The organism is Micromonospora sp. NPDC049203 (assembly GCF_043197215.1).
Taxonomy (GTDB): domain Bacteria; phylum Actinomycetota; class Actinomycetes; order Mycobacteriales; family Micromonosporaceae; genus Micromonospora.
Window position 1 is genome coordinate 507,738 of the sequence record NZ_JBICSV010000001.1, and the last position, 15,382, is coordinate 523,119.

A 15,382-nucleotide genomic window follows, 5' to 3' on the forward strand; every position below is an offset into this window, starting at 1 on the left:
CCGTGAGGGCCGGTCAGCGACGAGTGCGCGTGGCTCGCGCAATCGAGGGGTGCGGGCCGAGGGGCCGGGTGCCCGGCCGCGCCACCCGAAGACGGGCCGGGAATCGACTCAGCGGTAACCGCACCGGTACGCTAGCGAATCGACGCAACTCGACGCAAGAGTCTCCACAGCGGACGCCGGGTGAACGAAGTCGCGGATCAGCGGTGAACGCACGGTGGGGCAGAGGTGACGGGCGCGGGCCCGGGATGGCACGCTGTCCGCCGTGAGTTTCGATCTGAGCGTGTGGGCCCTGTCGAACGGGGCGACACCGGAGCAGGTGCGGGCGGCGGCGCAGCAGTGCCGCGAGGGCTGGCACGGCAGGCAGCAACCCGACCCGAGGCTTGTCGCGTTCTACCGGGAGATCACGGCGAGCTACCCCGACGGTCCGGCCCGGCCGGGCACGCCGTGGGAGGCGCCGCTGCACACGGCCGCCGACCACATCGAGATGAACCTGAACCCGGCCTGCCCCGATCAGGTCCTGCTGGACATCGAGCGGCTGGCCGGCGAGCACGACCTGATGCTCTTCGACGCCCAGGACGGTTCGGTCTACCCGCCACCGGCCCGCGTCCGTTCCTGACCCACGGGGACGACGAAGGGCCCGGCCGATCCGGCCGGGCCCCGATCTGTCCTGTCCGGACTACACGTCGCGCAGGTCGGCCGCGCTGGCCGCGACCGCCCCGATCGAGTCGGCGGCGGAGGTGAGCAGGTCGGCGCCGAGCGCCTGGTCGACGGTGAGCGTCATCAGCGTCTCGCCACCGGCCTCGCGGCGGGCCACCTGCATGGCGGCGATGTTGACGCCGGCCTCGCCGAGCAGCGTGCCGACGGTGCCGACCACGCCGGGCCGGTCGGCGTAGCGCAGGAAGACCAGGATGCCCTCCGCGCCGATCTCCACGTCGAAACCGTCCACCTCGGTCAGCTTGAACACGTCGCGGGTCCCGGTGTGCGCCACAGTGCCGGAGACGCGGACGGTACGCCCGTCCGGCAGCGCCCCGCGCACGGTCACCAGGTTCGGGTGGTCCACGGTCTCGCCCGGCGTGGCGAGCGTGACCTCGACGCCCCGCTCGGCGGCCAGGTGCGGCGCGTTGACGTAGGTGACCTGCTCCTCCACCACGGAGCTGAACAGCCCCTTGGTCGCGGCGAGCTTGAGCACCGACACGTCGTGGGCGGCGATCTCACCGCGCACCTCGACGGTGACGCTGGCGGCCACCCCGCCGGCCAGGGCGGTGAACGCCCGGCCCAGCCGCTCGGCCAGCGGCAGCAGCGGACGGACGTCCTCGGCGACCACGCCGCCGGCCTGCACGTTCACCGCGTCCGGGACGAACTCGCCCTGCAGCGCCAGCTTGACGCTCTTTGCCACCGCGAGACCGGCCTTGTCCTGCGCCTCGTTCGTGGAGGCGCCCAGGTGCGGGGTGGCCACCACGTTGTCGAAGGCGAACAGCGGCGAGGAGGTGCACGGCTCCTTGGCGTACACGTCGACGCCGGCACCGGCGACCCGGCCCTCGGCGATCGCGTCGGCGAGCGCCTGCTCGTCGACCAGACCGCCCCGGGCGGCGTTGACGATCCGGACGCCCGGCTTGACGATCGCCAGCTCCTTCTCGCCGATCAGGCCCACCGTCTCCGGCGTCTTGGGCAGGTGGATCGAGATGAAGTCGCTCTCCCGCAGCAGCTCCTCCAGCCCGACCAGGCGGACGCCGAGCTGTGCGGCGCGGGCCGGCTGGATGTACGGGTCGTACGCGATCAGCCGGGTGCCGAACGCGGCGATGCGCTGCGCGAACAGCACGCCGATGCGGCCGAGGCCGACCACGCCCACGGTCTTGCCCTGGATCTCGACGCCGGTGTACTTGGACCGCTTCCACTCCCCCGCCTTGAGCGCGGCGCTGGCGCTGGCGGTGTTGCGGGCCACTGCCAGCAGCAGCGCGACCGCCTGCTCGGCGGCGGAGACGATGTTCGAGGTGGGCGCGTTGACGACCATGACGCCCCGCGCGGTGGCGGCCGGCACCTCGACGTTGTCCAGGCCGACGCCGGCCCGCGCGACCACCTTCAGCCGCGGCGCGGCGGCGATCGCCTCGGCGTCGATCTGGGTGGCGCTGCGTACGATCACCGCGTCCGCCTCGGAGAGGGCGGAGAGCAGGGCGGGGCGGTCGGTGCCGTCCACGTGGCGCACGTCGAAGTCGTACGCGAGCACCTCGATGGCGGCGGGGGCGAGTTCTTCGGCGATCAGTACGACAGGATTCATCGGTCCTCGTAGACGCTCGGTAATGGTTCGGCCTGGGACGCCGGGGCGCCGCACTGCGCCCTGCGCCGATCCGTGCCACGGCCGTCGGGTGCGCTCGGGCACCACACCAAGGATGGTAGGTGGCCGCCCGCCCGGCGTGTCCCGGACTGCGGGGTGAGGGCCCTCACACAGGCCCGTCGCACGCCTGTCATCCCCCGTTCACCGGGGACGGCACGGCACGAGGTGTTACTCACCGTGTCCCAGCACGTGAACGGATGCGGCCCGCGGTCCGACGCCGGGGAGAGCGTCGGGCCACGGGCCGCACGGGGGAGAAAATCAGGCGGTCTCGGTGATCGGCCGGTCGACCCAGCTCATCATGCCGCGCAGCTTCTGCCCGGTCTCCTCGATCGGGTGCGCCGCGCCCTCGGCCCGCCACTTGGCGAAGTTCGGCCGGCCGGCCTCGTCCTCGGCCACCCACTCGCGGGCGAACTCGCCGGACTGGATCTCCCCGAGGATCTTGCGCATCTCGTCCTTGACCCGCGAGTCGATGACGCGCGGGCCCCGGGACAGGTCGCCGTACTCGGCGGTGTCGGAGATGCTGTAGCGCATCCGGGCGATGCCGCCCTCGTACATCAGGTCGACGATCAGCTTCAGCTCGTGCAGGCACTCGAAGTAGGCCACCTCGGGCGCGTAGCCGGCCTCGGTGAGCACCTCGAACCCGGTCTGCACCAGCGCCGCCGCGCCACCGCACAGCACCGCCTGCTCGCCGAACAGGTCGGTCTCGGTCTCCTCGGTGAACGTGGTCCGGATCGCGCCGGCCCGGGTGCCGCCGATCGCCTTGGCGTACGCCAGGGCCAGACCGAAGGCGTTGCCGCTGGCGTCCTGCTCGACCGCGACCAGGCACGGCACGCCCTTGCCGTCGACGTACTGGCGGCGGACCAGGTGACCGGGGCCCTTCGGGGCGACCATCGCCACGTCCACGTCGGCCGGGGGCGTGATCAGGCCGTACCGGATGTTGAAGCCGTGCCCGAAGAACAGCGCCTTGCCGGCGGCCAGGTTCGGCGCGATGGCCTCGGCGTACAGGCCACGCTGGGCGGTGTCCGGCGCCAGGATCATGATCACGTCGGCCTCGGCCGCCGCCTCGGCGGGCGTGAGCACCCGCAGGCCCTGCTCCTCGGCCTTCGGCCGGCTCTTCGACCCGGCGGGCAGGCCGATCACCACGTCGACGCCGGAGTCGCGCAGCGACAGCGCGTGCGCGTGGCCCTGGCTGCCGTACCCGATCACGGCGACCTTGCGGCCCTGGATCAGGCCCAGGTCGGCGTCGTCGTCGTAGAACACCTCAACGCTCATTGACTTCCCTTTCGTACGGCGGTGCCCGTCGGCCCGTCGAAAAACTTGTGGGTACGGATCAGGCGGCGCGCAGGGACGGTCCGGCGGTGATGGCCCGCGAACCCCGCCCGATCGCCACGGTGCCGGACTGGACCATCTCCTTGATGCCGAACGGCTCCAGGTCGCGCAGCAGCGCGTCGAGCTTGTCCGGTGTGCCGGTGGCCTCGATGGTCAGCGTGTCCGGCGCGACGTCGACCACCCGCGCGCGGAACAGGCCGACCGTCTCCAGCACCTGGGCGCGGGCCGCGCGGTCCGCGCGGACCTTGACCAGCAGCAGCTCGCGCGCCACCGACACCTGCGGGTCCAGTTCCACGATCTTGAGTACGTTGACCAGCTTGTTGAGCTGCTTGGTCACCTGCTCCAGCGGCGAGGACTCGGCGTTGACCACGATGGTGATGCGGGAGACGTCCGGGTTCTCGGTCTCGCCCACGGCGAGGCTGTCGATGTTGAACCCACGCCGGGAGAACAGCCCGGAGACCCGGGCCAGGACACCCGGCTTGTTCTCCACCAGCACGGACAGCGTGTGCATAGTCATTTAGAGTTCGTCCTCGTCGAACGCGGGGCGCACACCCCTGGCGAACATGATCTCGTCGTTGCTGGTGCCGGCGGCGACCATCGGCCACACCATCGCGTCCTTGCCGACCACGAAGTCGATGACCACCGGCGCGTCGTTGATCGCCATGGCCGCCTCGATGGTCTTGTCCACGTCGGCGGCGTTCTCGCAGCGCAGCCCGACGCAGCCGAGCGCCTCGGCGAGCTTGACGAAGTCCGGGATGCGGTGCTTGTGCGTGCCCAGCTCGGTGTTGGAGTAGCGCTCCCCGTAGAACAGGGTCTGCCACTGCCGCACCATGCCCAGGTTGCCGTTGTTGATCACGGCGACCTTGATCGGGATGCCCTCCAGCGCGCAGGTGGCCAGCTCCTGGTTGGTCATCTGGAAGCAGCCGTCACCGTCGACCGCCCACACTGTGGTTTCCGGCTTGCCGACCTTCGCGCCCATCGCGGCCGGGACGGCGTAGCCCATGGTGCCCAGGCCGCCGGAGTTGAGCCAGGTGTGCGGCTTCTCGTACGAGATGAACTGGCTGGCCCACATCTGGTGCTGGCCGACGCCCGCCACGTAGATCGCGTCCGGGCCGGCGATCTCGCCCAGCCGCTTGATCACGTGCTGCGGGGAGAGGGTGCCGTCGGCCGGCTCCTCGAAGCCCAGCGGGTACCGCTCGCGCAGGTCGTCGAGCTGGGCCCACCAGTCGGTCAGGTCCACCGACGGGTGGGCGGCCTGCTCGGCGGTGACCGCCGCGATCAGCTCGTCGATCACGTGCCGCGCGTCACCCACGATCGGGACGTCGGCGTGCCGGTTCTTGCCGATCTCGGCCGGGTCGATGTCGGCGTGGACCACCGTCGCGTCCGGCGCGAACGAGTCCAGCCTGCCGGTCACCCGGTCGTCGAAGCGGGCGCCCAGCGCCACGATCAGGTCGGCCTTCTGCAGGCCGTACACAGCGGCGACGGTGCCGTGCATGCCGGGCATGCCCAGGTGCTGGCGGTGCGAGTCGGGGAACGCGCCCAGCGCCATCAGGGTGGTGACCACCGGGATGCCGGTCTGCTCGGCCAGCTTGCGCAGCCCTTCGGTGGCGTCGGCCTTGAGTACACCGCCGCCGACGTAGAGGACCGGACGGCGGGCGCCGGTCATCAGCCGGGCCGCCTCGCGGATCTGCTTGCCGTGCGGGTGCAGCGTGGGCCGGTAGCCGGGCAGGTCGAGCGTGGGCGGCCAGGAGAAGGTCGCCGGCGCCTGGAGCACGTCCTTGGGGATGTCGACGAGGACCGGGCCGGGGCGGCCGGTCGCGGCCAGGTGGAACGCCTCGGCCAGCACCCGGGGGATCTCGTCAGCGGTCTGCACCAGGAAGTTGTGCTTGGTGACCGGCAGCGTGATGCCCTGGATGTCCGCCTCCTGGAAGGCGTCGGTGCCGATCGACGGCCGGGCCACCTGCCCGGTGATCGCCACCATCGGCACCGAGTCCATGTACGCGTCGGCGATCGGGGTGACCAGGTTCGTCGCGCCCGGTCCGGAGGTGGCGATGCACACACCGACCCGGCCGGTGGCCTGCGCGTACCCGGTGGCGGCGTGCCCGGCGCCCTGCTCGTGGCGGACCAGGATGTGCCGGACCGTGGAGTCGTAGAGCGGGTCGTAGGCGGGCAGGATCGCGCCACCCGGAATGCCGAAGACCACGTCGACGCCGAGCGCCTCGAGCGACCGCACGAGCGAACCGGCGCCCGAGACCTGCGCGGTGGCGGTCTCCCGTACGGGCGTCTCGGCGTGCGCGGCCGCCGGAACGGCACGGCCGGGGCGGGCGGCGGGGTCGGAGTCACCGGCCGCGCCGGTGCCGGAGCGGGCCCGGCGGGCGGAGTGGGCGAGGGTCTCTGGCGTGGGTCTCGTCATGGCGGTTCAAAGCCTTCGGAAGTGAGTGGGTGACGCGCTTCTCAGGATGGGACGCGGAGGTCCCTCGGTGGTCCGACGGCAACAAAAAAGCCCTCGTGCAGGTTGCACGGGGCCAGCGCACTCTCGGTGGGAGAGTGCGCTCAGGTAAGTACTCGCGGCGACCGGTTCGACGACATGCGGCTAAGCCTGACGCATCTCACGCGATGAGTCAACTGATCCCACATTCTGGTTCACGGACGTGGGCGTGTCGCCCGCCGGCACCCCCTCCGCGCCCGGTGCCACCTGCGAAGATCCCCCCATCGGGGGACGCGGGGCGGGCGGGTTGTCGCGCAGCCGGGGCAACAGCGGAGACGGGGTGCGCGCCGGTGGGGCGGGCGGCGCCGGCGGCATCGCCGTGTGCCGGTTGCCGGGCGCCGTCGCCGCCTCCAGCATCGCCTCCAGGTGCTCGGCCGGTACGCCCCAGCCGAACAGCGCGCCCTGACCGAACCGGCAGCCGGCGGCCACCACCGCGGCCAGCTCGGCCGGGTTGGTGACGCCCTCGGCGATCACCTCCAGCCCGAGCTGGTGGCCCAGGCGCATGACGATGTCGACCATCGGGGCGAACGCCGGGCCGTCCCGGCCGACCGGCCGGACCGGCTCGTGCTCGGCCACCAGACTGTGATCGATCTTGAGGATGTCGATCGGCAGCCGCCGGAGCTGGCCGAGCGACGAGTAACCGGCGCCGAAGTCGTCCAGCGCGATCCGCACGCCGGTCAGCCGCAGCGCGGTGAGCCGCCGGATCAGCTCGTCCACGTCGGTGGCGACGGCGTGCTCGGTCACCTCCAGCACCAGCCGTTGCGGCGGTACGTGGTGCGCGCGCAGCGCGTCGGCGACCTGGACCACGTACTCCGGGGCGTGCAGCTCGCGCGGTGAGACGTTCACCGACACCCAGACGTCGTGCCCGTCGGCCAGCCAGCGGGAGAGCTGGTAGCAGGCCTGGTGCAGCACCCACGCGCCGAGCTTGGCGATCATCCCGCACTCCTCGGCGAGCGGGATGAACTCGTCCGGCCGCACGTTGCCCAGCTCGGGGTGCCGCCAGCGCAGCAGCGCCTCCGCGCCGACCGGCCGCACCGACGGCAGCGAGGCCACCGGCTGGAAGACCAGCCGCAGCTCGTCGCGCTCGATCGCGCCGCGCAGCTCGTGCTCCATCCGGGTACGCCGGCTCAGCAACTGGTCGTACGTGGCGTCGTAGCGCTCGATCCGGTTCTTGCCCCGCTGCTTGGCGTAGCGCAGCGCCAGGTCGGCGTTGCGCAGCAGCAGCTCGACGTCCTGCTCCCCCTGGCCGGCGGCCACCCCGATGCTCACCGAGAGGAAGACCGGCCCGTCCCGGTGCTCGTACGGGCGGCCGAGCACCCCGAGCAGGCGGTCGGCGACCGGGCCCGGATCGGCCGGCCCGGGCATCAGCACCGCGAACTCGTCGCCGCCGAGCCGGGCGGCCAGGTCACCCGGGCGCAGGTTGCCCCGCAGCCGCCGCCCCACCTCGATCAGCACCGCGTCGCCCACGTCGTGCCCGCGCATGTCGTTGACGTTCTTGAAGCCGTCGAGGTCGAGCCCGAGCAGCACGCACGGGCGGCCCGACTCGGCGCAGCGGTGCAGGGCACGCAGCAGCCCGCGGCGGTTCGGCAGCCCGGTGAGCGGGTCGGTGTGCGCCAGCTCGCGGAAGTGCGCCTCCCGCTCGGCCAGCCGGATGGCGTAGCCGCGTACGTCGCCGAGAGCGAGATACTGCCGGGTCACCAGGGCGAAGCCCTCGACGGTGCCGGCCACGATGGCGTACCCGTCGAATCCGCCGCCCTGCACCAGGTGGTACATCGCGGAGGCGGCCATGGCGAACATCGGCACGAAGGCGTACTCGCCGTCGCGGCGGATGAAGTCGACGTCGAGCTGCGTCAGGTCGGCGCGGCGCCCGGCGACGGCGGTGGCCAGCAGGCCGGCGGCGGTCAGCACGGCGCCGGTGAGCACCGTGCCCGGGCCGGCCTGGCAGAGCCCGGCGGCCACGGCCAGCCCACCGGCCGCCACCGCTGTCGCCCCGGCGGCGAGCAGCGTCAGCCACCCGCGCGGCGGCGCGACCCGCAGCACGACGATCACGGTGAGCCCGATGGTGAGCGCCGCGCTCACAGTGGCCAGCACGATCGGCAGGCAGGCGACCGGGGTGGCGTCACCGAGCAGCCGGGTCGGCTCGCTGACCGCCACCCAGCCGACGAACCAGAGCGCGCTGCCCATGATCAGGCCGTCGAGCAGCAGCCGGGCGGTGGCGGCCCGGGTCGCGGTGGCGCCGGGCAGCCGCAGCACGGCGGCACCGAGACCGAGCGCGGCGAGCGTCGTGCCGACGGCGACGAGGACCGCCCACGCGGTCCGCTGGCCCTGCCGGTGCGCCCAGTGGTCACCGGCGGCCAGCAGGCCGCCGAGGCCGATCAGCAGGCTGAGCAGGGCCGCCCCGGCGGCGCACGCCAGCAGCAGGTGGGCCGGTCCGCGAGGGCCGGTGCGGCGCCGCGCGGACACGGCGAGCAGCACCGTGGCGGCGGTCGCGGCGACCCCGCTCAGCGCCGCGACGGTGACCATCCCCGGGGACGACTGCACGGGTCAACTCTGCCGGATGAGCGCCTCCCGTGGGGCACCGGGTGTGCAACTGTTGGGACACAGGGCGCGCGCCGCCGGATCGCCGCGCGGATGGTGTCAGACTTGTCCTCATGCCTGAGCTGCGGTCGAGGACCTCCACCCACGGTCGGACGATGGCCGGCGCCCGGGCCCTCTGGCGGGCCACCGGGATGACCGACGACGACTTCGGCAAGCCGATCGTCGCCATCGCGAACAGTTTCACCCAGTTCGTACCCGGTCACGTCCACCTCAAGGACCTCGGCGGCCTGGTCGCCGACGCGGTGGCCGAGGCCGGCGGCGTCGGCCGGGAGTTCAACACCATCGCCGTGGACGACGGCATCGCCATGGGCCACGGCGGCATGCTCTACTCGCTGCCCAGCCGGGAGCTGATCGCCGACGCGGTGGAGTACATGGTCAACGCGCACTGCGCGGACGCCCTGGTCTGCATCTCCAACTGCGACAAGATCACCCCGGGCATGCTGCTGGCCGCGCTGCGCCTCAACATCCCGACCGTCTTCGTCTCCGGCGGCCCGATGGAGGCCGGCAAGACGGTGGCGATCGAGGGCGTCGTCCACTCCAAGATCGACCTGATCGACGCCATGATCGCCTCCTCGAACGAGGCGGTCACCGACGACCAGCTCGGCGAGATCGAGCGCTCCGCGTGCCCGACCTGCGGCTCCTGCTCCGGCATGTTCACCGCCAACTCGATGAACTGCCTCACCGAGGCGATCGGCCTGGCGCTGCCCGGCAACGGCTCGACGCTGGCCACCCACGCCGCGCGGCGGTCGCTGTTCGTCGAGGCCGGGCGCACGATCGTGGAGATCGCCAAGCAGTGGTACGAGAACGACGACGCCTCGGTGCTGCCGCGCTCGATCGCCGGCCGGGAGGCGTTCGAGAACGCGATCGCCCTCGACGTGGCCATGGGCGGCTCGACGAACACCGTGCTGCACCTGCTCGCCGCCGCCCGCGAGGCGGAGCTGGACTTCGGCGTGGCCGACATCGACGCGATCTCCCGCCGGGTGCCGTGCCTGGCCAAGGTCGCCCCGAACTCGCCGAACTACCACATGGAGGACGTGCACCGGGCCGGCGGCATCCCGGCCATCCTCGGCGAACTGGACCGCGCCGGGCTGCTGCACCGCGACGTGCGGTCGGTGCACTCCCCCAGCCTCGACAAGTGGCTGGCCGACTGGGACGTGCGCGGCGGCGCGGCCCGGCCGGAGGCGATCGAGCTGTTCCACGCCGCCCCGGGCGGCGTGCGCACCACCGAGCCGTTCTCCACCACCAACCGCTGGTCGTCGCTGGACACCGACGCGGCCGGCGGCTGCATCCGCGACGGGGAGCACGCCTACAGCGCGGACGGCGGCCTGGCCATCCTGCACGGCAACCTCGCACCGGCCGGCTGTGTGGTGAAGACCGCCGGTGTGCCCGAGGAGTGCCTGACGTTCCGCGGCCCGGCCAAGGTCTACGAGTCGCAGGACGACGCGGTCACCGCGATCCTCGCCAAGGAGATCGTCGCCGGGGACGTGGTGGTGATCCGGTACGAGGGCCCGAAGGGCGGCCCCGGCATGCAGGAGATGCTCTACCCCACCTCGTTCCTCAAGGGCCGTGGTCTGGGCCGGTCCTGCGCGCTGCTGACCGACGGCCGGTTCTCCGGCGGCACCTCCGGCCTGTCCATCGGGCACGTCTCCCCGGAGGCGGCCTCCGGTGGGCTGATCGCGCTGGTGCGCGACGGCGACGAGATCGTCATCGACATCCCGGGCCGGTCGATCGAGCTGAACGTGCCCGCCGACGAGCTGGAGGCACGCCGGGTGGCCGAGGAGAAGCGGGACCGCCCGTACACCCCGCTCGACAGGCAGCGCCCGGTGTCGGCGGCGCTGCGCGCGTACGCGTCGATGGCGACCTCGGCCAGCGACGGCGCCTACCGCCGCGTCCCCGAGTGACGTAAGGAAGGGCCCCCTATTAACGCCTCCGGTAGAGGAGGGGGCCCTTCTTAACGCCCGCGCGCCGGTAACGTCCGGCGGCGTGGAGACGACGGTGAGCTACGCGCGACTGGTCCGGCCGGCGATCGACCGGGTGTACGTGGGCGCCCGCTGGGCAGCCCGTGCCCGGATGGAGGCGTTCTACGCCGAGCGGGGCTGCACACTCGGCGCGGAGAACAGCTTCTTCTCCGGAGTGCTGGCCCGCCCGATGCCCGCCGAGGCGCTGACCGACGGCCTGATCTACACCTCCGGCAGCATGGACGAGGAGCTGGAGCGGGGCGTCGTCGTCCGGGACGACGAGGGCGCGTGGCACCTCACCGACCTGGGCCGGGAGCTGACGCTGTTCGCGCAGCGGGCCACCGGCGAGGCCGCCGAGGAACTGTGGGCCATGCTGCCCGGGGTGCTGCCCGGCCTGGGCATCGTGCCCCGGCTCGCCGAGCTGGTCGGCCGGGTGCTGGCGCACGCGCAGGCCACCGGCGGGCCGGTGTTCCGGGCGATGTCCCCGCCGTACGAGCCGGAGGACGCCTCCCCGGCGCTGCTGCTCGTCACCCGGCTGGGCTCGTTGCGGCACCACCGCGCGGACGCGCACCGGGCCGCGTGGCGGGCCGCCGGGCTGACCGCCGACGAGATCCGGGCGATGACGGACGGGCCGCAACGCGCGGCGATCGAGGCGGACACCGACCGCCGCGACGAGCCCGCGTACGCGATCCTCACCGAGGCCGAGCGGTGGGAGCTGCTGGCCGGCCTCGCCGCCCTGCCGAACTAGCGCCGGCCGGTGGAACGTCATGGGTGTCACACGCGCCCGCAGACACCCATGACGTTCCACCGACGCGCACACCGCTGACGGCGGCGGGCGCGTCAAGGACGGGGCGGATCTTCCTGGGCCGGGGCGGTGCCGTCGATGGGCAGGCCGAACTCGGCAGGCGAGTTCTCGTCGGTGCCGTCCAGGTCCGCGTGCGGCTCGTCCGGGGTGACGTCGTCGGGGTCGGCGCCTCCGGCGTGCAGTTCGGACAGCTCAACCGGGTCAGTCATGCCGTCCTGGTACCCGCGCGACGCCGTCCGAACCCGCCCGGGCGTCAGCGCGGCAGGTGCCGCTCCAGGCCGTCGAAGAGCAGGTCGAGGGTGAACTCGAACTCGGTCTGGCTGTCGCACCAGCCCAGCGTCGGATCCGCCGCGTCGTGCGTCTCGGCGGCGACCATGGCGGCCAGGTGCGGCAACTGCTCGGCCAGCGCCGTCATCTCGGCCTCCGCCGTGTCGGCCTCCCCGCCCGCGTCCGGCCGGAACACCTCCTGCGCGAAGCCGAGCGCCATACTGCCGAACGCGTGCAGCGCCCGGTGGGCGATCCGGTACGAGAAACCGCCGTCGACGAGCGTGGCGAGGATGGCGTCGTAGTAGGCGTACACGCCGGCGGGGACTGTGGGGCGGGAGCTGAGCAGCGCGGGGGCCCACGGGTGCCGCAGCATGACCGCGCGCGCGGCGAGGAAGCGCAGCCGCAGCCGGGTACGCCAGTCGCCGCCGGGCGCGTCCGCCTCGGCCCGTTCGGCGGCTGAGGTGATCTCGGCGGCGACCGCGTCCACGAGGCCGTCGAGCAGTCCGGCCTTGCCGGGTAGGTGGTGGTAGAGCGACATCGCCTCGACGCCGAGTTCGGCGGCGAGCCGGCGCATGGTGAGCGCCGCCATCCCCTCGGCGTCGACCAGGGCGATCGCGCTGGCCAAGGCCCGCTCACGGCTGAGCGGTTCCCGAGGTTTCCGCGCTCCCATCCGGCTCTCCATCTCCCTTGACCTTACAACGTATGGTTGGCCTTACGACGTAAGGCAACAAGTCACGGACCGTCGATCACCCCCAAGGAGCCGCCATGCCACAGCTGATCCGTACCGCCCGGGTGACCGGGCTGTTCTACCTCGGGCTCGCCGTCACCGGCGCGCTGGGGTTCCTCACCGTCCGGCCGATGCTCTTCGACGCCGACGACGCGGGCGCGACACTGGCCAACCTGGTGGCCCACGAGTCGCTGGCCCGTGCCGGCATCGCCCTCGAACTGCTGGTCGTCCTCACCCAGGCGCTCACCGCCGTCTGGTTTTACCGCCTGTTCCGTACTGTCGACAGCACCGCCGCGGGCAGCATCGCCGCCTTCGGGCTGGTGAACGCCGTCGCGATCCTCGGCAGTGCCGCCGTGCTCGGGACGGCCCTGCGGGTCGCGACCGGCGGGCCGGGCGACGCCGACACCGTCCAGCTGCTCTACCTGGTCAGCGGGAACCTGTGGGAGGTAGGCGGCCTCTTCTTCGGCCTCTGGCTGGTGCCGATGGGCTGGTGCGTGCTCCGGTCGGGCTGGCTGCCCCGGCCGCTGGGCTGGATCCTCGTCGCCGGTGGCGTCGGCTACGTGCTCATGACGTTCGTCGCGTACCTCGCCCCCGGCGCCGGCATCGCCGGCGACCTGCTGGTGGTGCCCGCCACCGTGGGCGAGGTCTGGATCCTCGGCTACCTGATCGCCTTCGGCGTGCGGAAGCAGGCCGGGGCAGGCGCAGGCGCGCGGAAGCAGGCAGGCGCAGGCGCGCAGGCGCGGGCGGAGGCGGGCGCCGGCGCGACCGCAGCCTAGGCCGGGCTCGCGGCGAGGGCGACACCCCGGGCGTACCGGATGGCGGCCGGGGTGTCCGCGAACACCAGGCCCTCGCGGCGCAGCTCGTTGGCGACGCCGAGCGTGCTGAGCACCTGGTCGTGGCCCGGGGTGATGCCGGAGAGCAGCACGGTGATCCCCCGGGCGCGCAGCCGGGCGACGGCGTCGCCGAGCACCTGGGCGCCCGTGGCGTCGATGGTGGAGACGCGGGACATCCGCAGGATCACCACCCGCACGTCGGCCACCTCGGCCAGCTCCAGCAGGAAGGTGTGCGCGGCGGCGAAGAAGAGCGGCCCGTCCAGCCGGTACGCGACGATGTGCTCGGCGAGCAGCGCGTGCTCCTCGTCGCTGTGCTCGCCGGTGTCCAGCGGCACCTGTTCCAGCTTGGCGCTGCGGGCCACCGCGCGCAGCGCCAGCACGACCGCGACGGCGAGACCGACGACCACAGCCGTCACCAGGTCCCAGATGACAGTGACGGCGAACGTCAGCACCAGCACCACCGCGTCGGCCCGGGTGGCCCGCATCAGCGCCAGCAGGGAGGCCGCCTCCACCATCCGGATGGTGGTGGCGAGCAGCACCCCGGCCAGCGCGGCCAGCGGGATGCGGCCCACGAGCGGGGCGGCGGCGAGCACGATCGCGGCGAGGGCGACCGCGTGGGTGAGCGCGGCGAGCTTCGAGGACGCCCCAGCGCGCACGTTGACAGCGGTACGGGCGATGGCGGCGGTCGCCGGGATGCCGCCGAAGACCGGGGAGGCGAGGTTGGCCAGGCCCTGGCCGAACAGTTCCCGGTCCGGGTCGTGCCGCTCGCCGACGGTCATGCCGTCCGCCACCGTCGCGGAGAGCAGGCTCTCCAGGGCGGCGAGCGCGGCCACTGCCAGGGCGCTCGGCAGCAGCACGCCCAGCGCGCCGAGGTCGACGAAGTCCAGCGACGGCGCGGGCAGCCCCTGTGGCAGCTCGCCGATCCGGGCCAGGTCGATCGGGGCCAGTTCGGCGAGGATCGTCGCGGCGGCCACCCCGACCAGGGAGAACGGCACGGCGGGCCGCCACCGGCCGCCGAGCAGCATCAGCGCGGCCACGCCGAGCGCCACGACGATCGCGGCGGGCCGGGGCTGCGCGGCGAACCGGGCGACCGCGTCGGCGGCCACCGCCCACACCTTCTCGCCGTGTGCCCCGGCGACGCCGAGGGCGGCGGGCACCTGTTGCAGCGCGATCACCACGGCGATGCCGGCGGTGAAGCCCTCGATCACCGGGGCGGGCAGGTAGCGGACGTACCGGCCGAGGCGGGCCAGCGCGAGCGCGATCAGGATCAGCCCGGCCAGCGCGCCGACCATCAGCACGCCACCGGCGCCGAACTGCTGCACCACCGGCACGAGCACGACTGTCATCGCCCCGGTGGGGCCGGAGACCTGAAGGTTGGAGCCGCCGAAGACGGCCGCGACCGCTCCGGCGACGACCGCGGTGACCAGGCCGGCCTGCGCGCCGAGCCCGGAGGTGACGCCGAAGGCGAGCGCCAGGGGCAGCGCCACCACGGCGACGGTGAGCCCGGCGAGCAGGTCGCGCCGGGGTGAGCGGCGCACGGCGGCCCAGTCGGCCCGGCCGGGCAGCAGCCCACGGAACAGCTGGCCCGCCTGCCGGAGGACGTCTCTCGCGCGGAGGACCGCCGCCGCGCTCACCGGTCCGTCCCGGAGGCCCGCAGCTCGTCGAGCAGGGCGTCCCGGTCGGTGAGGACCGCGCCGAGGATGCGCCGCCCGGCGGCGAGCAGGTCGGCCACGTCGGGGGTGCTGAGCGCGTACATCACCAGCGGACCGTCCCGGTACGAGGTGACCATGCCGGCCCGGCGCAGCACGGCGAGCTGCTGCGAGAGGTTCGACGCCTCCACGTCGATGGCGGCGAGCAGGTCGCGTACCGGCAACGGCCCGTCCTGGAGCAGTTCGAGCACCCGGATGCGGACCGGGTGCCCGAGGGTCCGGAACAACTCCGCCTTGGCCTGGTACAGCGGCACCGACATGACACACCTCCGACGACTCTGAAGACTTTAACACTTGCAGAAATCTTCAAATCGATGGAGATGGGGGGATGGCCGT

At 73.1% G+C, this 15,382-nt stretch carries 13 protein-coding genes; 4 read left to right on the forward strand and 9 right to left on the reverse strand.

Annotated features, from left to right (window positions below; all coding sequences use genetic code 11):
• Window positions 1-262: 262 nt before the first annotated feature.
• Window positions 263-616 (forward strand): hypothetical protein, encoded by a 354-nt coding sequence (locus ACGFIA_RS02385; protein ID WP_357388188.1) that lies wholly within the window; start codon window positions 263-265, stop codon window positions 614-616.
• Between the two features lie 60 nt (window positions 617-676).
• On the opposite strand, the gene serA is transcribed toward ACGFIA_RS02385, so the two are convergent.
• The 5 genes from serA to ACGFIA_RS02410 form a co-directional block, all read right to left on the reverse strand.
• Window positions 677-2,275, reverse strand: coding sequence for a phosphoglycerate dehydrogenase (serA, locus tag ACGFIA_RS02390; protein ID WP_357388190.1), 1,599 nt, complete (start codon window positions 2,273-2,275; stop codon window positions 677-679).
• A gap of 315 nt (window positions 2,276-2,590) precedes the next feature.
• Complete coding sequence (gene ilvC, locus ACGFIA_RS02395; RefSeq protein WP_357388192.1) at window positions 2,591-3,604, reverse strand: ketol-acid reductoisomerase; 1,014 nt, start codon at window positions 3,602-3,604, stop codon at window positions 2,591-2,593.
• A 58-nt stretch (window positions 3,605-3,662) separates the two neighbouring features.
• Window positions 3,663-4,178 carry an acetolactate synthase small subunit gene (ilvN, locus tag ACGFIA_RS02400; RefSeq protein ID WP_357388194.1) on the reverse strand — a complete coding sequence of 172 codons (516 nt, stop codon included), beginning with the start codon at window positions 4,176-4,178 and terminating at the stop codon, window positions 3,663-3,665.
• Window positions 4,179-6,074 (reverse strand): acetolactate synthase large subunit, encoded by a 1,896-nt coding sequence (locus tag ACGFIA_RS02405; RefSeq protein WP_357388196.1) that lies wholly within the window; start codon window positions 6,072-6,074, stop codon window positions 4,179-4,181.
• A 180-nt stretch (window positions 6,075-6,254) separates the two neighbouring features.
• Window positions 6,255-8,690, reverse strand: a complete 2,436-nt coding sequence (locus ACGFIA_RS02410; RefSeq protein ID WP_393258035.1) for a putative bifunctional diguanylate cyclase/phosphodiesterase — start codon at window positions 8,688-8,690, stop codon at window positions 6,255-6,257.
• Between the two features lie 110 nt (window positions 8,691-8,800).
• Between ACGFIA_RS02410 and ilvD the strand changes: the two genes are divergently transcribed.
• Window positions 8,801-10,648, forward strand: a complete 1,848-nt coding sequence (gene ilvD, locus ACGFIA_RS02415; protein ID WP_357388200.1) for a dihydroxy-acid dehydratase — start codon at window positions 8,801-8,803, stop codon at window positions 10,646-10,648.
• Between the two features lie 82 nt (window positions 10,649-10,730).
• Window positions 10,731-11,453, forward strand: a complete 723-nt coding sequence (locus ACGFIA_RS02420) for a hypothetical protein (protein WP_357388202.1) — start codon at window positions 10,731-10,733, stop codon at window positions 11,451-11,453.
• 92 nt (window positions 11,454-11,545) lie between these two features.
• Here ACGFIA_RS02420 and ACGFIA_RS02425 read toward each other — a convergent pair whose 3' ends face one another.
• Both ACGFIA_RS02425 and ACGFIA_RS02430 read right to left on the reverse strand, forming a co-directional pair.
• Window positions 11,546-11,719, reverse strand: coding sequence for a hypothetical protein (locus ACGFIA_RS02425; RefSeq protein ID WP_357388203.1), 174 nt, complete (start codon window positions 11,717-11,719; stop codon window positions 11,546-11,548).
• Between the two features lie 44 nt (window positions 11,720-11,763).
• Window positions 11,764-12,459 carry a TetR/AcrR family transcriptional regulator C-terminal domain-containing protein gene (locus ACGFIA_RS02430; protein ID WP_357388205.1) on the reverse strand — a complete coding sequence of 232 codons (696 nt, stop codon included), beginning with the start codon at window positions 12,457-12,459 and terminating at the stop codon, window positions 11,764-11,766.
• A gap of 83 nt (window positions 12,460-12,542) precedes the next feature.
• Here ACGFIA_RS02430 and ACGFIA_RS02435 point away from each other — a divergent pair, with 83 nt between their 5' ends.
• Complete coding sequence (locus ACGFIA_RS02435; RefSeq protein ID WP_357388207.1) at window positions 12,543-13,280, forward strand: DUF4386 domain-containing protein; 738 nt, start codon at window positions 12,543-12,545, stop codon at window positions 13,278-13,280.
• Here ACGFIA_RS02435 and ACGFIA_RS02440 read toward each other — a convergent pair.
• Window positions 13,277-14,971 (reverse strand): SulP family inorganic anion transporter, encoded by a 1,695-nt coding sequence (locus ACGFIA_RS02440; protein ID WP_357388209.1) that lies wholly within the window; start codon window positions 14,969-14,971, stop codon window positions 13,277-13,279. The genes ACGFIA_RS02435 and ACGFIA_RS02440 overlap by 4 nt on opposite strands.
• Window positions 14,968-15,306, reverse strand: coding sequence for a helix-turn-helix transcriptional regulator (locus ACGFIA_RS02445; protein WP_091419334.1), 339 nt, complete (start codon window positions 15,304-15,306; stop codon window positions 14,968-14,970). The genes ACGFIA_RS02440 and ACGFIA_RS02445 overlap by 4 nt, the downstream gene beginning before the upstream one ends.
• Window positions 15,307-15,382: the final 76 nt, after the last annotated feature.